Source organism: Myceligenerans xiligouense, assembly GCF_003814695.1.
In the GTDB taxonomy this organism is placed as follows: Bacteria; Actinomycetota; Actinomycetes; order Actinomycetales; family Cellulomonadaceae; genus Myceligenerans; species Myceligenerans xiligouense.
The window spans coordinates 3,934,993-3,955,477 of the sequence record NZ_RKQZ01000001.1; the positions used below are offsets into that span (position 1 = coordinate 3,934,993).

The window sequence follows — 20,485 nt, forward strand, 5'->3', positions numbered from 1 at the left end:
GATTGAATGCCCACGTGACCACGCACCCGTTCGACACCATCACCGCCGACCAGCTCCGTGCCGCCGGGAGCATGAAGTGGACGGCCTTCCCCGGCACGATCGGCGCGTGGGTGGCCGAGATGGACTTCGGCACCTCACCCGAGGTCACCAGCGCCCTGCACGACGCCGTCGACCGCGCCGCGTTCGGCTACCTCCCCCAGGCCCTGGTCACCGGGATGTCCGAGTCCTACGCCCGGTTCGCGGCGGACCGCTACGGCTGGACCGTGGACCCGGCCCGTGTTCGCCCGGTGTCCGACGTGCTCACCGCGCTCGAGGCGGTCATCACCCACTACTCGCGCCCGGGTTCGCCGATCATCCTGCCCACCCCGGCCTACATGCCGTTCCTCACCCTGCCCGGCACCCTGGGCCGCGACATCATCCAGGTCCCGATGTCCGTCACGGACACCCCGGAGGGCCCGCGCTACACCTATGACCTCGACGCGCTCGACGCCGCGTTCACCGCGGGCGGCCACCTCCTGGTGCTGTGCAACCCGCACAACCCGATCGGCCGCGTCCTGACGCCGGACGAGATGTACGCGATCGCGGAGGTCGTGGACCGCCACGACGGCCGCGTCTTCGCCGACGAGATCCACGCTCCGCTGACCTTCGCCCCCCACCGCCACGTCCCCTACGCCTCGCTGTCCGAGACCGCGGCCGGTCACACCGTCACGGCCACCTCCGCGTCGAAGGCGTGGAACCTGCCCGGCATGAAGTGCGCACAGCTCGTGCTGTCGAACGACGCGGACGTCAAGACCTGGAACGAGGTGGGTCGGCACGCCGAGATGCAGGCAGCGACGCTCGGCCTGGTCGCGACCACGGCCGCCTACGACCGCTCCCGCGACTGGCTGGACGACACCGTCGCCTACCTGGCGGGCAACTTCCGCACGCTGGTCGACGACGTCGCCGAGCACCTCCCGGACGTCATCGTCACGCCGCTGGAGGGCACCTACCTGTCCTGGCTGGACTGCCGCAAGCTGAACACCGGTGACACGGCGTCGCCGGCGGCGTTCTTCCGCGACCATGCCGGCGTCACGACGACCGACGGCGCCCTGTGCGGCGAGGCGGGCCAGGGCTTCGTCCGCCTCAACCTCGCCATGCCACGCCCGGTCCTCCGCGAGGCGCTGGAGGCGATGGGCGACGTGGCCGCACGCGGCTGACAGGCACGTCCTGGCGCCAGAACTCCATTCGACAGGACACATAGAGGCCAAGAGCATAAGGTGTCGGAAGATCAGCGAGGTGCGCAGGGGCGCGCCTCGCTGCTGCCGTTCCACAACTATGCACAGGAGAATGCCCTTGGCCCTCAACCGGAACACAGGCAGCGGCGATGCTTCGACGAATGACCTCGTGGGCTGTCAGGTCTTTGCCGACGAGACCAAGGCGAAGGAATTCACCATCGTCGCGGCGTTCGTGCCACCGCACAAAGTTCACGTTCTCAGATCGGCAATGCGTGGCCACCGAATGCGTGGGCAGCGGAGCATTCACTTCAACTCTGAACGGGACGCAGTCCGTAGAGCCGTTCTCCGCACACTCGTCGAGTTCGGCGTGACGTCAGCCATCTTCCGCGGAGCGACACGCAAAGGCCGCAACCCGCGAGAAGCGTGCGTGCGCGAGCTGGCACGGTACTCACGCCAGAACGGCTGTCGATCCCTTGTGCTCGACCTCGACGAGAGTGTGGTGGCGCAGGACCGGAGATGGTTACACGAAGAACTCTGCAAGACCGACGTGCGATATGACCACCTCCACCGCCACGAGGAGCCGCTGCTCTGGGTAGCAGACGCCATCGCATGGTGCTGGCAACGAGGCGGGCAGTGGCGCGTGGACATCGAATCGATGATCAACCTCGTCGACGTCGCGCCCTGAGAACTCCGCACAACGCGAAGCCCGGGTTACCCACCGTCCGGTAGGCTCCCGGGCTCACTTCTCGGGGCTATTGCCCCTCGCACGAACTACCGTACATCGCGGCCGGGAAAGTGCAAGTCTGACTGACGCCACCAGCGGAAGGGCCAACTCTCACGATCGCGGACCGGATGCGCAGACCTCAGGTCGCCGGAAGCCCCGCGATTCCTGTGTCCGGGTCCGTGGGCCCGCCGCCGCGCCGTCCGCCCGCCATCTCGTCGCGGACGAGCCGCACCCACAGCGCCACGGCGAAGCCGCCGAACACCCACCACTGCAGCGCGTAGAAGGCATTCTGCAGGTTGACCCCCGTGCCGCCGTCGATCATGGGGCGCGGTAGCTGCCCCAGCGCACCCTCGGTCTCCGAGTCCACGACGTAGGCCGAGTAGATGGGCCCGCCCCACTCCTGGACCAGCGCACCGAGCGCGATGCCGTGCACGACCGGCCAGGCGTCCGATCCCGCCGCGGCCGGTTCCGCCTCGATCGCGGCAGCCTCACTCGCGGCCTCTCCGGCCTGCAACCAGCCCGTCACGGTCACCTCGCCCGACGGCGGATCGTCCGCCGCGCCGGGCTCGTCCACCCAGCCGCGGACGACGGCGAGCACGGGCGCCCCGGACAGCTCGGCCCAGGACTCGCCGCCGGTGCCGTCGTCGGACACCCGGAGCGGGGTCAGGACCAGGTAGCCGACCTCGCCGGACGGCCCTGCCCGGCCGGCGACCAGTACCTGGCGGTGCGCCTCGAACTCCCCGGTCACCTCGACCTGCCGACCCACCAGCTCGCCGGGGAACGACGCCTGCGGCTCCAGCACCTCACCCAGCCCGGCCGGGCCGGCGGCCGCCTGCTCTCGCGCCTCCTGCGCGGCCGCGAGCTCCGCGCGCTCGAAGGCACGGTCGAGCTGCCACTTGCCGAGCCAGCCGCAGCCGCCCGCGGCCAGCAGGAACACCAGGAGCAGCACGATCATGCGCGGCTGCCGCGCCACCGCCCAGAAACTCACGTCCCCACGCTACCCGCACCACGTGGCCGCCCCGGAATCCCGCGGCGCGAACGAGGCCGAACTCACGCCCGGCCCCGCCCACGAGCCCACGAGCCCACGAGCCCACGAGCCCACGAGCCCACGAGCCCACGAGCCCACGAGCCCACGAAAAAGGGTCACCGCGACACGCCGGAACGAAACGGCTCCGATGCCCGGTTTCACCGAAAAGTCAAGAGGCCTCGGGACCTCGGACGTCAACCCTTCACCCCTGGCGAGCCACAGCGTCGTACGGTCGAATGAGAATCACGGCCGTCGGGGCCGTACCCCGGAGTCCGGACTCCAGTGGAAACAAGGAGCGTTTGATGACGACAGTGCCGGCCACCACCCCTCCAGAGACCACCACGCCGTCGCCCGCGGACGCCGCCCGCCCCGGGCACGCCGCGCCGTCCGGCACGGTTCGCGGCGCGACGCCCTGGACCGCCACCGGGGTCACCCGCCCGGACGACCAGGAGCTCGCCCGCCTGGACGCCTGGTGGCGCGCGGCGAACTACCTCTCGGTGGGCCAGATCTACCTGCTCGGCAACCCGCTGCTGCGCGAGCCCCTCACCCGTGACCACGTCAAGCCCCGCCTGCTGGGCCACTGGGGCACCACGCCGGGTCTGACCTTCCTGTACGCGCACCTGAACCGTGCGATCAGCGCCCGCCGGCAGCCCACCCTCTACCTCACGGGCCCGGGACACGGCGGACCGGGGCTGGTCGCGTCGGCGTACCTGGACGGCACGTACTCGGAGACGTACTCGGACATCACGCAGGACACCGAGGGCGTGAAGCGGCTGTTCCGGCAGTTCAGCTTTCCCGGCGGCATCCCGAGCCATGTCGCGCCGGAGACCCCCGGCTCGATCCACGAGGGCGGCGAGCTCGGCTATGCCCTGAGCCACGCGTACGGCGCGGTCTTCGACAACCCGGACCTGATGGTGGCGGCCGTGGTGGGCGACGGCGAGGCCGAGACCGGCCCTCTGGCCACCTCCTGGCACTCGAACAAGTTCGTGAACCCGGCCCACGACGGCGTCGTCCTGCCGATCCTGCACCTGAACGGCTACAAGATCGCGAACCCGACCGTGCTGGCCCGCATCGGCCAGGACGAGCTCGGCGCCCTGCTGACGGGGTACGGCCACAAGCCGTACTTCTTCGAGGTGCCGGACGACTCCGACGAGCCGCCGCTGGTGACGCACCGCCGGTTCGCCGGGCTGCTGGACGAGGTGCTGGACGACATCGCCGCGATCAAGGAGCGCGCGGCCGCCGGCGACGACACCCGGCCCGCCTGGCCGATGATCGTCTTCCGCACCCCGAAGGGCTGGACGGGTCCCGCCGAGATCGACGGCAAGAAGACGACCGGCTCCTGGCGTGCGCACCAGGTACCGCTCGCGAACGCCCGCGACACGGAGGAGCACCTGCGGGTGCTGGAACGGTGGCTGCGGTCGTACCGCCCGGAGGAGCTGTTCGACGACGACGGCGCGGTGCGGTCGGAGATCGCCGACCTGGCACCGCCCGGCGAGCTGCGCATGAGCGCCACCCCGTACGCGAACGGCGGCGTGCTGCTGCGTGACCTGCGGCTGCCGGACTTCAGGGACTGGGCGGTGGACGTCCCCGCACCGGGCGGGTCCACCGCGGAGGCGACGCGCGTGCTGGGTCAGTGGCTCACGGAGGTGATCCGGCACAACCCGGACAACTTCCGGATCTTCGGGCCGGACGAGGTGGCGTCGAACCGGCTGCAGGCCGTGTACGACGTCACGGACAAGCAGTGGGACGCCGAGCTCTACGGCCCCGAGGTGGACGAACATCTGGCGCGTGCCGGACGGGTCATGGAGATGCTCAGTGAGCACCAGTGCCAGGGCTGGCTGGAGGGCTACCTCCTGACGGGCCGGCACGGCCTGCTCACCAGCTACGAAGCCTTCATCCACATCGTCGACTCGATGTTCAACCAGCACGCCAAGTGGCTCAAGGTGACCAACCACATCCCGTGGCGGCGCCCGATCGCCTCCCTCAACTACCTGCTGTCGAGTCACGTGTGGCGGCAGGACCACAACGGGTTCAGCCATCAGGACCCGGGGTTCATCGACCACGTGGTGAACAAGAAGGCGGAGATCGTCCGCGTCTACCTGCCGCCGGACGCGAACACGCTGCTGTCCACCTACGACCACTGCCTCCGCGGCCGGCAGTACGTGAACGTCGTGGTGGCGGGCAAGCAGCCCACACCGAACTGGCTGCCGATGGATCAGGCGATCGAGCACTGCACGCGCGGCCTGGGGATCTGGGAGTGGGCGGGCACCGAGGTGCCGGGCACGAAGCCCGACGTCGTCCTCGCCGCGGCCGGTGACGTCCCGACGCTGGAGGTGCTGGCCGCGGCCGACATCCTGCGCAACGAGCTGCCGGACCTCAAGGTGCGGGTGATCAACGTCGTGGACCTGATGCGGCTGCAGGACTCGACGGAGCATCCGCACGGGCTCACGCACGCCGAGTTCGACGGCCTGTTCACGGACGACCGGCCGATCATCTTCGCGTACCACGGCTACCCGTGGCTCATCCACCGCCTCACCTACCGCCGCACCGGCCACGGGAACCTCCACGTGCGCGGGTACAAGGAGGAGGGCACGACGACCACCCCGTTCGACATGGTCATGCTCAACGACCTGGACCGGTATCACCTGGTGATCGACGTCATCGACCGGGTGCCGTCCCTGGGCTCGTCGCAGGCGGGCCTGCGCCAGCGGATGCAGGACGCGCGCCTGCGGGCCCGCGCCTGGACGCGCGAGCACGGCGAGGACCTCCCGGAGGTCCGGGACTGGGTCTGGCCGGGTGCGGGAGCGGCGGCCGAGCTGCCGGCCACGGCCGACACGGGTGGTGACAACGAGTAGCCCCGTCACCCGTGAGGCGGCGAGGCGGTCGCACAGGGCTGCCGCCTGCCGCCTCACCCACGGAGAACCACCCCTGAACTATTCGCTGCGGAGGCCTTCCACCGGGGAAAGCTGCGCGGCGCGCATGGCGGGGTAGACACCTGCAAGGATGCCGACCAGGACCGAGAGCCCGATGCCAATGCTGGCTGCGATCCAGTCTGGGTACGGTGGCGTTCGTTGAGCGGTTCCGTAGATGACGACGACGATCAGACCCAGGAATGCGCCCGCAGTCCCGCCGCCCAGGCCCAGGATCCCAGCCTCCAGCATGAACTGAGTGCGGATCTGCGCCGCGCGTGCCCCCACTGCGCGCCGCAACGCAATCTCCGAACGGCGTTCCAACACGGCGATGATCATCGTGTTCACGATCCCGATCGCGCCGACCAACAGAGCCACGGCCGCCAGCCCGAGCGCGAGCTGCTGGAAGGTCGTGTCCACGACCTTCTGCGCCGCGGCGAGCTGCGAGGGCGGCGACACGCTCACCGCACGCGGCATCGCCGGATTGACAGTGTCATCGAGCACCTCGGTCACCGCGTCCACCGTCCCGGACCTGGCCCGCACGTAGATCGTGCTGATCTCCAGGCTGGGATCCTGGCCCAGGATCCACTCCTCACCGAGCAGCGCCGCCGAATCCGCCTGTGGCACGAGGCCCGAGGGCTCCAGCACACCGATCACGGCATACCAGGTATCGTCGATCCAGATCCGCTGCCCTACCTCTTGCACACCCAGATGTTCCGCCGCCCGCGCCCCAAGCACGGTCGTGGGAAGCGACGCCGATGCGGCATCGAACCAGCTTCCTCGCGCCACGGTCAGATCCATCGCGTCGGCCAGTTCAGGCTGCACGGCAACAGCCGACAACCCGCCACCCATCGTCTCGGGCACGTACTCGTTACGGAACACCCCAACCTCCCCGAGGTTCCGCACCGCGGCGGCACCGAGCACGGGCCCCACCCGCTGGATCATCTCCGGCGCGGTCTCCGGCAACGGCACCGGCTGCCGATCCGGCCCCGTCCCGGGAGCCACCAGGAGTACGTTCGACCCCATCGCCTCCAACTCGGCACGCAGCGCGGCCTCATTCGTCGCGGTAATCCCCATGATCGCCACCAACGTCGCGATACCGATACCGATCCCCAACATCGACAGCAAAGACCGAGATGGACGAGACCGTGGCCCGAGCATCGCCGTCGCGAACGTGTCACGCAGGGCAAGCCGAGCCATCACGCCTCCCAACGGCCGGCAGGACGTTCTCATCCGACTCGATGCGCCCGTCACGAATCTTGATCCGACGCCGGAAACCCGCCGCAATGTTCTCGTCATGCGTGATCACCACAAGTGCGACATCGTCCAGGCGACGGAACAACGTGATGATTGACTGTCCTGTGGTCTGGTCCAACGCTCCGGTCGGCTCGTCAGCAAGGACGACGGCGGGCCGATGTGCGATAGCGCGCGCGATCGCGACGCGCTGCTGTTCACCACCGGACAACTGCGTGGGGCGGTGGTCGAGCCGCTCGGCCAGCCCGACCCTTTCCAACGCTTCGCTGGCCCGACGACGGCGTTCGGCGCGTGCCAACCCTGAGTACAGCATCCCGAGCTCCACGTTGCCCACCGCATCCACGTGCGGCAACAGATGGAACTGCTGGAACACGAAACCCAACGAGCGGGACCGCAGTTCAGACCGCTCACCGTCGGACATCGCGCCCGTCGAGCGATCATCGACCAGCACATCACCCATCGTGGGCTGATCCAGCGTGCCGAGGATCGACAGCATCGTCGACTTCCCGGAACCTGACGGCCCCACGATCGCAGCATGCTCGCCGTGCCCGACTGAAATGGACACATCCTTCAGGACCGTGAGGTCACCCGAGCCGGTCATGTATGTCTTGGACACCCCACGCAGCTCGATCGCGGGGCGTGTCGCATGCGGGTTCACGGAATCAGCACCTTGTCACCCTCGTCCAACTGCGCGCTCGTGACCTGGACCTTCGCCTCAGCCACCAGACCAACCTCGACCGGGACGAGCGTGCCGCTACCGGGCGACGAATCTGGCATCACCTTCTCCACCGCGTAGCCGCCCTCGGCCAACGCGACCAAAGCCGTCACGGGCACGATCAACGCGTCCTCGACGCTGTCCGTCGTCACCTCGATCCGAACTGCCGCACCAACGCTTCCCGACAGCTCGTCCTGATCCTCGATCTCCACCACGACCGTCGCCGACTCCGCAGACTCCCCCTCGCCACCACCAGCACCATCGACCGCGCCGTCACCGGATCCGCCGTCCGGATGAGATCCGTCGGTGGAGGCAATCTTGCCCGGCAGTTCCTGCCCATCCGGCAGCGTGACCGTCACCGAATCACCCACCGACAAGGATGCCTGCTGCGAACGGGTGACTTCCGCCTCCGCACTGATCGTCGCACCCGTCCACCGCAACACCTCACCCGACGCTGGCTCGCCAACCCGCACCGGAACCGACGCCACACGGATCTGCGAGGAGTCCACGATGACTACGTCCGCCGGTGAGACAAACTCGGCGCGTGCGACCGTGAAATCCCGCGCGGCCTCAGACACGTTCTTCTGCGCATCCTTGACCGCCGCCGCGAGGCTCGCGAGATCGGGGGCCTCCCCGGTTGCGCCCGCGCCGTCGCTCTCCCCGGTAGGTTCTGGTGACGATGAGCCGCCCTGCTGGGCAGCGGTGAGGGCCTTCTTCGCGTCCTCCAGCGCCGAAACCTCCGTGTCATACGCTTCCTGCGCGGCCTCGACGCGTTTCTTGCCCTCACTCGTCCTCGACGGCGGCTCATACCCCGCCGACTCGAACAACTTCGCCAGCGCACCACTCGTCCCAGGACCAAACACATCATCGGCCCTCGACTCGTCCAGCACGCCCGCAGCAGCCAGCGCACTGTTCAAAGACTGCACGTCCTTGCCACGGTCGCCGTACTGCAACGGACGCCACAACGGCACTTCGCCGCGCAGCAGAAACGTGGGGCGACCGTTCGACTCGAACAACCGCTCCCCACTCCTGATCGTCGCGCCACCTGAGGGAATCCACGTCAGAATCCCCTCGCTGACGCCGTTCAACGGCTCCGGCTCACCCCGCGACAACGTGCCGCTCAGCACCGTGCCTGCTGCCAACGACCCGCGAGACACGGGTGTGGTGCGCATCCCTCTCTCGGCTGCCTCCCCAGCCTCGGCGTTCTGCGGCTCGGTGAGCTGTTGCGCGGTGAACACAGCACCACTCCCCAACACCGCCACCGCCGCAGCAGCCATCACGACCTTCGAACGACGCCTCATGACAGAAGTCTCTACCATCCCAGCTCGGCGGCGCACTCATCGGGGTCGAGGTTCTGGCACTCTTTCACCACGTCGGAGAACGGTCCGTCCACAGCATCCGCGTAAGGTGTCAAGTCTCCCATTACCTCGAAACCAAAGAGAGGAACTTCCGCTTCAGGATCCGTATACCACTCAAGAGCCATCGGGCGACTGCACACTTCACCAAGCATGGCCGCTTCATCGAGCGACAGCCCTTCCGGCAGGATCACAGTCCCGATGTCAGCCTTGACGTCCAGCTTCGGATCAGCAACCGTTGAAACGCCCGCATCGCGCGCACATTCCGCCCATTCGACGCCGGCATCAAAGCGCTGCACGCCGGCCTCGGCCCACCCGTCATCCTCGTAGACCTCGGCGTCGTTGCTGTTGATGAACGCGTCCTTTGCACCTTCGTTATCCGCATGACAGTCCCGAATCTCGGCATCCCTATCGACACCATCGACTGCGATCGGCACGTCCGGACCAGCCTCCACAGCACCATCGATCATCATGTATGTCGCGCCAGCGATCTCCACATATCCATCCAGCCCATCAGTGCGCCCTGCGGCTGGCGACACCGTCAGCCCCAGCCCTTCAAGACAATCCGCATACTGCACGGTCGCTTCGTTGACGTAGCCCCCGTCAGTCGATCCGCCCTCCGCAGATCCAAGTGAGGCAACTCCCCCTTCAGGGCTCGCGGTGCACCCCACCACAACCGCGACCAGCCCCAGCACCAGCAAGACCGGAGCCACGCGAGATCGATATACCATCTTTCCTGAATACCCCTCGAATTTGCTCAATAGCTATCTTGGCGAATGCGAACTCCGACCCCCGGAACGCAACCGTCCGGGGGCCCGGAGCCAGCCATCGGTCAGCAAGCAGCGTAGTCGTTGCTCGCCTTGGTGAACCTGGCACTCGAAATCTTATTCGGCCAGTACTCGACGTTGTACCACTGGCCGTCGGCATCGTTGTAGTACCGGTACAATACTCGGCCGCTCAGAGAGCTGTAAGACTGCCCAGGCGCAAGCTTGACACGCTGGCCCAAGCTATACAGTCCAGTGTCGAAGGAGTAGCCGCTCGAGTCGAAGAACTGAGCACGGCAAGATGAATTGGTTCCATTACTGTGGACCGACTCCATATTGTTGTTCCAGCCGGACCCGAGGCTGGCGTAGTTGTAGATGTTGTACTGGAACCGTGCGGGAACCCCGCCGCTGTAGTTGGTACCCTTCCACGAGCAACCGTAGCCCGGCGAAGGACAATCGCTCAGAGCAGCCGTTGCCGTCGGCGCTGCAACCATGCCCACGCCAAGCATCATGACGCATGCCGCAAGCACGCTCACTACGCGCGCCACAGCGCGCGAAATCTCTCTTTCCATCAAGGTCTCCACGGTTCGTCGCTGTCGTCTTGAACGTGTTGATGAGTACATCTACGCGTCCCGGGCTTGCGTGGGGACGGTATCGAAGGAGCGAGTCAGGCGTCAAGTGATTTATCGTGTTTTCATGCCTAAAACCGTACAATATCGCGGGAAACCGGACTCCAGCCGACAGAGGTGAGGCCGCCAGGGATCTCCTGTCTTGACCGGCCCGTCCAATAGGAGACGGGCGGAGGCTGGCCACTCTGATAGTCCCGTGGTCCCGTCGGGAATCGAGGCGGAACTCACGCGTGGCCACCATCAGAGGTCAAGAGTCGTCAGGGCCCCGAACCTTCCGCCGTTCCCCCTAGTGGGTCGCGACGCCGTACGGTCGAGTGAGGGTTACGGCCAGCCGGGCCGAACCTCTGATATGCGGGCCTGCGCCAGCGGATGCAGGACGCGCGCCTGCGGGCCTGCGCCTGGACCGGGAGCACGGCGAGGACATCCCCGAGGTGCGGGACCGGGTCTGGCCGGGCGCCGGGGAGGCCGCGGCCTCCGTGTCGACAGCGGCCGACACGGGTGGTGACAACGAGTAGCCGTCGATCTCACACCACGGCGGTGCCCGTCACGTCACCGTCTGCCGCTAGGTTGGACGCAGATGGTCCGAGACATTCCCTGAGGAGCAGCACGTGACCGGCGCGACCCGCAGCATCGTCATCGCGTCACCGGAGGGTGAGAGCGGAAAGTCGACCGTGGCGCTGGGCGTCCTCGACCTGCTGGTCCGGCAGGGCCAGCGGGTCGGGGTCTACCGGCCCGTGTCCCGGGTCACCGGCGCCGGCAACGAACCGGCGCGGGACTACGTGCTCGAGATGCTCCTGGACCACGACGGCGTCGACGTCCCCTACGAGGACTCCGTCGGCGTCACCTACGCCGACCTGCACCTCGATCCCGACGACGCCATGGCGCGGATCGTGTCCCGCTTCCACGCGATGGCCGAACGATGCGACGCCGTCGTCGTGCTCGGAACCGACTACACGGACGTCGCCGGGGTGAACGAGCTCGCGTTCAACGCGAAGATCGCCGCGAACCTCGGCGCGCCCGTGCTGCTGGTGACCTCCGGCCGCGAGCGCACGCCGGACGAGGTGGTCACGCTCACCGACGCCGCGCTCGCCGAGCTCGCCGCGTACTACGCGCACGCCGTCGGGCTGGTGGTGAACCGGTGCGACACGCTGAACACGGTCGACGTGCGCAAGGCGGTGTCGGCGGCCCACCCGGACCTGCCCGTCTGGACCATCCCCGAGGACCCGTTCCTGTCGGCGCCGACCGTGGGCCAGCTCGTGGAGGCCGTCGACGGCGAGCTGGTGCTCGGCGACCCCGAGCTGCTCGGCCGTGAGGCGCTGGAGGTCCTCGTCGGCGCCATGAGCTTCGAGCACCTGCTCACGCACCTGTCCGACGGCGCCGTCGTCATCACGCCCGGCGACCGCAACGACGTCCTCACCGGCCTCCTGGCCGCGCATACGGCGCCGTCGTTCCCGTCCCTGGCCGGGATCGTGCTCAACGGCGGTTTCTTCCCCGAGGGCCGGGCCCGCGAGCTGCTGGAGGCCCTGCGGCCCCGGGTCCCGATCATCCGCACCGACCTCGGCACCTACCAGGCCGCCCGCGAGGCGTCCCAGGTCCGCGGGCGCGTCACCCGGGACTCGCAGCGCAAGATCGACGTCGCCCGCGCCCTGTTCGAGCGGTGCGTCGACGGCCGGACGCTCGCCGAGCGCCTCGACCTGCCCCGGCCCGACGTCGTCACCCCGCTCATGTTCGAGCACCAGCTCATCGAGCGGGCGCGGTCCCAGCGCCGGCACGTCGTGCTGCCCGAGGGGGACGACGACCGCATCCTGCGCGCCGCCTCCACCGTGCTCGCCCGCGGGATCGCGGACCTGACGATCCTCGGGGACGAGACGGCGATCCGCGGCCGCGCCGCCGAGCTCGGCCTGAACCTGGACGCCGCCCGCGTCCTGTCACCGTCCGGCGCCACGCCCGAGAGCGCCGAGATCCTGGAGCGGTTCGCGCAGGAGTACGCCCACCTGCGCGCGCACAAGGGCATGACCACGGAGCGCGCCCGCGAGATCGTCACCGACGTCTCCTACTTCGGCACGCTCATGGTGCACCTCGGCCTCGCCGACGGCATGGTCTCCGGCGCCGCCCACTCCACCGCGCACACGATCCGGCCGTCGTTCGAGATCATCAGGACCCGGCCCGACACGTCCTCGGTGTCGTCCGTGTTCTTCATGTGCCTGACCGACCGCGTCCTGGTGTACGGGGACTGCGCCGTCATCCCCGACCCCACCTCGGACGAGCTCGCCGACATCGCCGTCTCGTCCGCCGCCACCGCCGCGCAGTTCGGCGTCGAACCGCGGATCGCGATGCTCTCCTACTCCACCGGCACGTCCGGCTCCGGCGCCGACGTCGACAAGGTGCGCGCCGCCACCGAAACGGTGCGGCACCGCGCACCCGACCTGGTCGTCGAGGGCCCCATCCAGTACGACGCCGCCGTCGACGCCTCCGTCGCCGCGTCCAAGCTGCCCGGGTCCGACGTCGCCGGGCGCGCCACCGTCTTCGTCTTCCCCGACCTCAACACCGGCAACAACACCTACAAGGCCGTGCAGCGCTCGGCGGGCGCGGTCGCGGTCGGCCCCGTCCTGCAGGGCCTGAACAAGCCGGTCAACGACCTGTCCCGCGGCGCGCTCGTGCAGGACATCGTCAACACGGTCGCGATCACCGCCATCCAGGCCCAGAAGGAGAACTGAGTGACCACGGTCCTCGTCCTGAACTCCGGTTCGTCGTCGCTCAAGTACCAGCTCGTCGTCCCTGGCTCGGGCGAGGTACTCGCCGGAGGCGTCGTCGAGCGCATCGGCGAGGAGGCGGGCCGGATCACGCACGAGGTGGCCGGCCAGGAGGTGGTCCGCGAGCAGACGGTGGCGGACCACGGGGCCGCGCTGCGGCTCGTCCTCGACCTGTTCGAGGAGGCCGGGCCGTCGCTGCGGGAGGCGGGGATCGTCGCCGTCGGGCACCGCGTGGTGCACGGCGGGACGTCGTTCTCCGCGCCGGTGGTGGTGGACGACGACGTCGTCGCCGCGGTCCGCGCCCTCGTCCCGCTCGCGCCGCTGCACAACCCGGGGAACGTGACCGGGATCGAGGTGGCCCGTGAGCTGCTCGACGTGCCGCACGTGGCGGTGTTCGACACGGCGTTCTTCGCGGACCTGCCACCCGCCGCCGCGACCTACGCGATCGACGTGAAGACGGCCGCGGAGCACGGGGTGCGGCGGTACGGGTTCCACGGGACGTCGCACCAGTTCGTGTCGTCGGCCGTGGCCGCGCATCCGGCGGTGAGGGCGGAACTCGCGGCCGCGGGGCGCGGACCGGAGACGCTGCGGCAGGTGGTGCTGCACCTGGGCAACGGCGCGTCGGCGTCGGCGGTGCTGGGCGGGCACGCCGTGGAGACGTCGATGGGCCTGACACCGCTGGAAGGCCTCGTCATGGGCACCCGGTCCGGCGACATCGACCCGGGCATCGTCTTCCACCTGCTGCGCTCCGGCGACCTGACCGTGGACTACGTCGACACCCTGCTGAACAAGCGCTCGGGGCTCCTGGGGCTGAGCGGGGTCAACGACATGCGCGAGCTCACCCGGCTCGTCGAGGCGGGGGACGACGGCGCCCGCCTGGCCCTGGACGTGTACCTGCACCGGCTGCGCAAGTATGTGGGCGCCTACGCGGCCGTGCTGGGCGGGATCGACGTCCTGGTGTTCACCGCCGGCGTGGGCGAGAACGCCGCGCACGTGCGCGCGGGGGTGGTGGACGGGCTGGGATTCCTCGGCCTCACGGTGGACGCCGCCCGCAACGAGGCCCGGTCCCGTGAGCCGCGGGTCGTCTCGCCGTCGGGCACGGGCCCGCTCGTCATGGTCGTGCCCACCAACGAGGAACTGGCCATCGCCCGCCAGGCGATCGCCCTGGTCGGCTGAGCGCGATCAGCGCAGCAGCGATTCCGCCGCGGCCTTCCAGCTCGCGGGGATCTCGCGGAGTTTCCAGGCGAAGAGCGCCTTGACGGGCGTGACGCTCTCGCTGCTCACGCCGACGCCGACCGCCTCCAGGCCCGCGTACCGGCAGGTGAACAAGGTCCGCCGGACGTGGAAGTCCTGCGTGACGACGACGACGGTGCGCACCCCGAACTCGTCGCGGGCGCGCCGGCAGGTGGCGTCCGTGTCGAACCCCTCGCGGTCGAGGACGAGGGCGTCGTCGGGAACACCGAGGGTCAGCGCGTAGGCGCGCATGGAACCGGGCTCGTCGTAGAGCTCGCCGCCGGGGAGCGGGTGCGCGTCGCCCGAGAGGATGACCTGGTCCGCGCGACCGGACCGGTACAGCGCCGCCCCCGCCTCGACACGGCGGCGCAGATAGGTCGACGGCGTCCCGTCGGGCCTCAGTCCGGCACCGAGCACGACGACGGCGTCCGCCTCGGGAGCGTCGCCGGGGGCGACCACCCGTGAGTGGCCCACCGCCTGGACCCAGAAGACGGGCAGCGCGATCGGCAGCGTGATGACGCCGACGGCGATCGCGACGACGTCGAACACCCGGCGCACGCGCCGGAGGTGGGGGTCAACAGGTATGGCCACGATGGCAACCTACCCGTTCCCCGTCGTCCGCTCCCGCTTAGGCTCCCTGCGTGACCATCCTCATCGACCCCCCGGCGTGGCCGGCACACGGGACCGTGTTCTCGCACCTGGTGTCCGACACGTCGCTGATCGAGCTGCGCACGTTCGCCCGCGGGGCCGGGGTGCCGGACCGCGCGTTCGACCTCGACCACTACGACATCGCCGCATTCCGCCACGACGACCTGGTCGCCGCGGGCGCCGTGCCGGTCGAGGGCGGCGAGCTGGCCCGCCGCCTGCTCGCCTCGGGACTCCGCGTCCGGGGAGGAGAGCGCGCCGGCAGCAAGCGCGAGGCGTTGCTCGCCCGCTGGGACGCGCTGCGCCCGACGCCGTCCGGCGCGTGGCATACCGTCGGCGTGGCGCTGGACGCCCGGTGGCGCGAGCCCCACCGCGCCTATCACACCGCGTTCCACCTGGCCTTCGCCCTCGACGCGCTGGACCTCCTGCTGGCCGACGCGGCCGTGCGGGGTGAGCCCGTCCCGGGACCGCTCGCGTGGCGCGCGCGGGTCGCCCTGTGGTTCCACGACGCCGTGCACGACGGGGCCACCCCGGCCGACGAGGAAGCCTCGGCGGCCCTGGTCCACGACCTCCTCGGCCCCCTGGGCGGGGACCCGGACGAGATCGCCCGCCTGGTACTGGTGACCGCCGGGCACGCACCCGACCCGGACGACCTCGCCGGCTGCCTGGTGAGCGATGCGGACCTGGCGATCCTTGGCAGCGGGTCCGGCGACTACGTGCGCTACGCCCACCAGGTCCGCGCCGAGTACGCCCACGTTCCCGACGCCCTGTTCCGTCAAGGCCGAGCCCGAGTGCTCGAGTCCCTCCTCGCCACCGACGACCTCTTCCGCACACCGTGGGGCCGGACCCGCTGGCAGGCGCGAGCGGCGACGAACCTCGCCACGGAACTCACGACGCTCACCCCGTAGACCACGACCCCGACGGAGGGCCCGAGTCGTCCGCCACGGCTTCAGCAGCCCGGCCGACAACAACAGGCAGCCGTGACGCTCACCCGTCCTTCGCCGAGACGTCCGCAGCAGCAATCGGAGGTTCGACGTCGGCAGCGCCCGACGGGCCGTCGCCGCCGCTCGCGGCGGCAGGGGCGCTCCTCGTCGGCGCTTCCGTCTCCGGCTCGCGCCGCGCCAGCAGCCGGCCGGCGAACACGCCCAACCCCAGGAGCACGAGAACGCCGACCGTGATCGCCACACCGATCGTCACATTGTTGATCAGTGTCTGACGCTCGGCCTCCGCCTGGTCGATCAGTGCCTGGCGCTCCGCCTCCGCCTTGGCCTCGGCTTCCGCCTGGGCGATGGCGTCGAGTTCCTCCTGCGACAGTGCGCTGGCGACCGCGTCCATGGTCGCCACCTCTCCGCCAGTCGATTCCCAGGTGACTGTCGTGCCTTCCACCGCTCCGTTGGTCTCGCTCACCGGCCCGGGGAACGTGATCGCCATCCGGTAGTAGAGGTCGCCGAACATTTCCGCCGACTCCGGGTCGGTCCCGAGATCTTCCAGCCCCTGATGGCTGAGTTCGCCGGTGAGGACGAACTCGTCGCCCTGCCGCTCGATCTCGACCTGGGCGATCTCCGCCAGGTCCTCCAGCGAGGCGTCCTCCACGAGGTGCCGATAGCCCGTGTATCCGTCCTTCGCGTACGGCTCGGTCGGGAAACTCTTCGAGAGGTTGGTCTCACCGTCGGCGAAGGCCTCGAGCATCTCGTCGGGCGTCGTGTCCAGCTCCTCCATGACACTGTCGGAGTAGCCGACGATGATCTGGCCGGAGAGCGTGTCGTCGGCGCTCAGAGTCAGGTCAGCCTCCATCCGGACGCATCCGGTCAGAGCGAGCACAACTGCGAGCAGAATGACGCCGAAACCGACGCGTGGTGTCGTCTTCACCCGCCGGACTCTACGAAGTCGCCCCGGATGTCATGGGGTCGGTCCAGGTGGAGATATCCGATCGTTATGCGACATCGCCTATTGACCTGGATCAATACACCGCAGTCGGCCGACGCGTGCACGCCACCGATCTCAGAGGTCGATCAGTCCGGCCTGGTAGGCGCGCACCACCGCCTGGGTCCGGTCCCGGGCGCCGAGCTTCGACAGCGCCGACGAGACGTGGGTACGGATCGTCTCCACGCCCACCACCAACGACGCCGCGATCTCCGCGTTCGTCAGGCCCTCCGCGACCAGCCCGAGGACCTCACGCTCCCGGGCGGTCAGTTCCGCCGCTCCCCCGGCCGCGCGGGGTCGCGCGCGGACCAGGCGCCGGACGGCGTCCGGGAACAGCAGGCTCTGCCCCACGGCCACCGTGCGCACCGCCTGGACCATCTCGTCGGCGCCCGCGCGCTTGAGGAGGAAGCCGGACGCGCCCGCCTGCAGCGCGTCGAGCACGTAGTCGTCGTGCTCGAAGGTGGTCACGACGAGCACGCGCGGCGGCGCGGGCAGGCGCAGCACCAGCTCCGTGGCGCGGATCCCGTCCACGCCGGGCATGCGCACATCCATGCACACCACGTCCGGCCGCAGGTCCCGGGTGAGCGAGACCGCCTCGGCGCCGTCGCCCGCCTCGCCCACGACCTCCAGGTCCGGCTCCCCGTCGAGGATGAGCCGCATCCCGCCCCGCACCAGCGGCTCGTCGTCGGCGAGCAGCACCCGCACGAGGTCAGCCATTCCGCTCCTCCTCGGGCCGGCCCGCCGCTCGCGCGCCCCGAGTCGTGGCGTCACCGGAACGGGATCGCCGCGCCCGGACGTCGCGCGGTGTCCGCGCTCCCTCCGCGCCCGGGGCCGGCTCGGTCAGGCGTGGCAGGCGCACGGACAGGAGCCAGCGGCCGGCGTCGTCCCCGGACCCGTCGCCGCGCGGCACGACGCCCGCCTCCACGTCCCCGCCGAACAGCGACACGCGCTCCCGGATCCCCGCCAGCCCGCGGCCGCCGCCGCGCCCGTCGCGCGGCCCCGATCCGGGCGCCACGGCATTGCTCACCTGCACGATCACCTCGTCCTCCGTGGGCCTGACGGCGACCCGCACCTCACCGGGCGCACCGTGCCGGCGCGCGTTCGTGAGCCCTTCGGTCACGATGCGGACCACAGTACGGTGCAGCAGCGGCGGAAGAGTGGGCGGCAGGTCGACGTCGGCCGCGACGTCGAGCCCGGAACGCCGGTGCTGCTCGACGACGTCGGCCACGCCGCCCGCCGGCGACGGCGACCGGTCGTCCCGGAGGACCCCCAGCAGCGCGTCCAGCTCGGCCAGGGCGCCGCGCGACACCTCCTCGATCGCGGCGAGCGCGGCGGCTGCCTGCTCGGGGCGCGTGGTGGCGACCCGCCGGCCGGCGGCGGCCTGGACGGACACGACGGTCAGGGCGTGGCCGATGCCGTCGTGCAGTTCGCGGGCCAGGAGCGTGTGCTCCGCCTCCTTGCGCTGCCGGGCGAGCGCGACCTCCAGCCGGTCGGCCGCCGTCGGGCCGAGGAATCGGCCGACCAGCCGCTCCGCCAGCGCCCCGACCGGCCAGGCCGCGGCGAACAGGATGATCGCGGCGACCGCGCAGCCGAGCACGACCACGCTCCGTCCCGCCGCTCCCTGGGCGACGGGAACCGGTGACCCGATCGACTGCCCGAGCGCCGCTTCCAGACCGATCACCACCGTCGCCGGCACCAGGCCGAACAGGCAGAAGGCGACGACGAGCCCGGCCAGGAGATGGAACGCGACCCACGCCGCGGTCCGGACCCGATGGGTCCAGGTCGCCGTGCCGGGGATGACGAGATCGCCGTCGTGCCGCAGCAGGCTCCGGGCGGCGGTCGACTCGAGTTCCCGGGCTCCCGGGACGAGCCCCAGCGCGAACGCCACGACCAGGCTCACCGCCCCGACGAGGACGTCCCGGGCATATCCGCGGTCCGCTGCGAACAGCGTCCCCACCAGGGCGGTCCGCAGGACGTAGAACACGACGAGCACGACGGCCAGCCCGATCGCGGCCCCGAGCATCGCCCACGCGAACCGCCGCACCAAGACCATGGTCACTCCGCCATCCTCCCTTATCAGAACGCCGTTCATCAGGGTCTCGCAGACCTTTCGGAGCCCGATGAGTGCCTGCGAGGCCCTGCTGAACGAGACTCAGTGGGCGTCCGCCGTGATCGGCGAGCGGCGGTGTGCCACGTAACCCCAGACAGCGAGCGCCAGGGCCGGGCCCCAGTACCAGCACGGGAACGCGATGGCGCTCAGGAGGAAGTCGCCCAGGCCGCGCCCCGCGAACGCGAGCAGCATGGGCACGGCGGTGAAGGTCAGCGTCGCGGCGACGAAGCCGCCGGGGACGGCGGCGGCCGCGATCGGCACGGGCTTCCCCGCCAGGCCAGGCACCCACCGGGGGAACACCTCGCCCCACGGACGGATCAGCCCGAGCGTGAGCACGAACCCGGCCCAGGCGCCGCCCGACAGGAGGAGGCCCCACACGCGCATGCTCAGGTCGAGACTCTCCCCGGCCAGCATGGGCCACGGCGTCAGCCAGGTGAGCCTGACCAGCGCGTACGGGAGCGGCCCGGTGGCGGCGACGATGGTGATGGCCTTCCGGTGGCGCAGTACCCAGGCGGTGGCGCGGGTGGCACCGCCCCCGGCGGCGAACGCGCGGGTGGCGACCGCGGCCCAGGCGGTGGCGACGGTCAGGAGCAGGAGGACGACGCCGACCACGCCCGCGTCCGCGGCCACGGCGCGGGCAGAGCTCACGAGGGCGTCCAGGAGCGCGGGGCCCGCGACGACGGCACCGGCGACGGCGAGCGCGGACACGGGAAGCCCGACGGTCCACCGTGCCCGCGGATACTTGCGCACCACCTGCACGATCAGGACGACCATCATGACCGGCACGCAGAAGGCGATCAGGTAGCCCACCACGGACAGCGTTCCCATGCTGCCCATGGCGAGGCCGAACACCGCCACCTGCGCCGCCCCCGCCGCGACGAGCGCGGGGCGGTTCAGTGCGCCCGCGAGCCCCGCGATCCCGGCCGCGACGCCGATCAGGGCGGCGACGGTGTGGAGCACGGTGGCGAACCCGGCGCCGGCGTGGTCGGCGATCAAGGCGTTCCCGGGGCCGGTGTAGAAGCCGGGCAGCAGGCCCGCCAGCCAGCCCGCGCCCAGGAGGGCGGCGAGGCCGCTGAGGACGGTGGCGCCGGCCAGGACGCGGTCGGGGCGGTTCCCCGTGGTCCGGTCGACGGATCCGGCGGTGCCGGTGGCGCCGGTGGCCCTGGTGGCGCCGGTGGTGATTTCGGTACGCGACATGGCGTTCCTCCGATCTGGAAGGTGTACGCCTTG

The 20,485-nt window shown here is 70.2% G+C and carries 17 protein-coding genes; 6 read left to right on the forward strand and 11 right to left on the reverse strand.

What is annotated here, in order from left to right; all coding sequences use genetic code 11:
- Positions 1–14 precede the first annotated feature (14 nt).
- Both EDD34_RS17205 and EDD34_RS17210 read left to right on the forward strand, forming a co-directional pair.
- Positions 15–1,196, forward strand: coding sequence for a MalY/PatB family protein (locus EDD34_RS17205; RefSeq protein ID WP_246012537.1), 1,182 nt, complete (start codon positions 15–17; stop codon positions 1,194–1,196).
- A 136-nt stretch (positions 1,197–1,332) separates the two neighbouring features.
- Positions 1,333–1,899, forward strand: a complete 567-nt coding sequence (locus tag EDD34_RS17210) for a hypothetical protein (protein ID WP_123815659.1) — start codon at positions 1,333–1,335, stop codon at positions 1,897–1,899.
- 178 nt (positions 1,900–2,077) lie between these two features.
- Here the strand turns inward: EDD34_RS17210 and EDD34_RS17215 are convergent, their stop codons facing one another.
- On the reverse strand, positions 2,078–2,926 hold the full coding sequence (locus tag EDD34_RS17215) for an SURF1 family protein (RefSeq protein WP_246012538.1): 849 nt from the start codon (positions 2,924–2,926) through the stop codon (positions 2,078–2,080).
- A 341-nt stretch (positions 2,927–3,267) separates the two neighbouring features.
- On the opposite strand from EDD34_RS17215, the gene EDD34_RS17220 reads away from it, so the two are divergent.
- On the forward strand, positions 3,268–5,820 hold the full coding sequence (locus EDD34_RS17220; RefSeq protein ID WP_123815660.1) for a phosphoketolase family protein: 2,553 nt from the start codon (positions 3,268–3,270) through the stop codon (positions 5,818–5,820).
- Positions 5,821–5,898: 78 nt separating this feature from the next.
- Here EDD34_RS17220 and EDD34_RS17225 read toward each other — a convergent pair whose 3' ends face one another.
- From EDD34_RS17225 to EDD34_RS17245, 5 genes are all read right to left on the reverse strand, one after another.
- On the reverse strand, positions 5,899–7,074 hold the full coding sequence (locus tag EDD34_RS17225) for an ABC transporter permease (RefSeq protein WP_170177113.1): 1,176 nt from the start codon (positions 7,072–7,074) through the stop codon (positions 5,899–5,901).
- Positions 7,052–7,786, reverse strand: a complete 735-nt coding sequence (locus tag EDD34_RS17230; RefSeq protein ID WP_246012539.1) for an ABC transporter ATP-binding protein — start codon at positions 7,784–7,786, stop codon at positions 7,052–7,054. The genes EDD34_RS17225 and EDD34_RS17230 overlap by 23 nt, the downstream gene beginning before the upstream one ends.
- Positions 7,783–9,144, reverse strand: coding sequence for an efflux RND transporter periplasmic adaptor subunit (locus EDD34_RS17235; RefSeq protein ID WP_123815662.1), 1,362 nt, complete (start codon positions 9,142–9,144; stop codon positions 7,783–7,785). Before EDD34_RS17235 ends, EDD34_RS17230 begins: the two co-directional genes overlap by 4 nt.
- 11 nt (positions 9,145–9,155) lie before the next feature.
- Positions 9,156–9,776 (reverse strand): hypothetical protein, encoded by a 621-nt coding sequence (locus EDD34_RS17240; RefSeq protein WP_148089904.1) that lies wholly within the window; start codon positions 9,774–9,776, stop codon positions 9,156–9,158.
- Positions 9,777–10,030: 254 nt separating this feature from the next.
- Positions 10,031–10,534, reverse strand: a complete 504-nt coding sequence (locus EDD34_RS17245) for a peptidase inhibitor family I36 protein (RefSeq protein WP_170177114.1) — start codon at positions 10,532–10,534, stop codon at positions 10,031–10,033.
- Between the two features lie 665 nt (positions 10,535–11,199).
- On the opposite strand from EDD34_RS17245, the gene pta reads away from it, so the two are divergent.
- On the forward strand, positions 11,200–13,308 hold the full coding sequence (gene pta, locus EDD34_RS17250; RefSeq protein ID WP_123815665.1) for a phosphate acetyltransferase: 2,109 nt from the start codon (positions 11,200–11,202) through the stop codon (positions 13,306–13,308).
- Positions 13,309–14,520 carry an acetate/propionate family kinase gene (locus EDD34_RS17255; protein ID WP_123815666.1) on the forward strand — a complete coding sequence of 404 codons (1,212 nt, stop codon included), beginning with the start codon at positions 13,309–13,311 and terminating at the stop codon, positions 14,518–14,520. It begins immediately after the preceding gene.
- A 6-nt stretch (positions 14,521–14,526) separates the two neighbouring features.
- On the opposite strand, the gene EDD34_RS17260 is transcribed toward EDD34_RS17255, so the two are convergent.
- Positions 14,527–15,168, reverse strand: coding sequence for a SanA/YdcF family protein (locus tag EDD34_RS17260; protein WP_170177115.1), 642 nt, complete (start codon positions 15,166–15,168; stop codon positions 14,527–14,529).
- Positions 15,169–15,218: 50 nt separating this feature from the next.
- Here EDD34_RS17260 and EDD34_RS17265 point away from each other — a divergent pair, with 50 nt between their 5' ends.
- The gene (locus EDD34_RS17265) at positions 15,219–16,130 is read left to right on the forward strand and encodes a DUF4031 domain-containing protein (protein WP_123815668.1); all 912 of its coding nucleotides are present in this window, start codon (positions 15,219–15,221) and stop codon (positions 16,128–16,130) included.
- 79 nt (positions 16,131–16,209) lie between these two features.
- Here EDD34_RS17265 and EDD34_RS17270 read toward each other — a convergent pair whose 3' ends face one another.
- The 4 genes from EDD34_RS17270 to EDD34_RS17285 form a co-directional block, all read right to left on the reverse strand.
- Complete coding sequence (locus EDD34_RS17270) at positions 16,210–17,091, reverse strand: LppM family (lipo)protein (RefSeq protein WP_123815669.1); 882 nt, start codon at positions 17,089–17,091, stop codon at positions 16,210–16,212.
- 132 nt (positions 17,092–17,223) lie between these two features.
- Entirely contained in the window at positions 17,224–17,862 is a 639-nt protein-coding gene (locus tag EDD34_RS17275) for a response regulator transcription factor (protein ID WP_123815670.1), read from the reverse strand.
- Positions 17,855–19,198, reverse strand: a complete 1,344-nt coding sequence (locus tag EDD34_RS17280; protein WP_246012698.1) for a histidine kinase — start codon at positions 19,196–19,198, stop codon at positions 17,855–17,857. The genes EDD34_RS17275 and EDD34_RS17280 overlap by 8 nt, the downstream gene beginning before the upstream one ends.
- Before the next feature lie 99 nt (positions 19,199–19,297).
- A complete protein-coding gene (locus EDD34_RS17285; protein WP_123815672.1) occupies positions 19,298–20,452 on the reverse strand; it encodes a hypothetical protein in 1,155 nt (384 codons plus the stop codon).
- Positions 20,453–20,485: the final 33 nt, after the last annotated feature.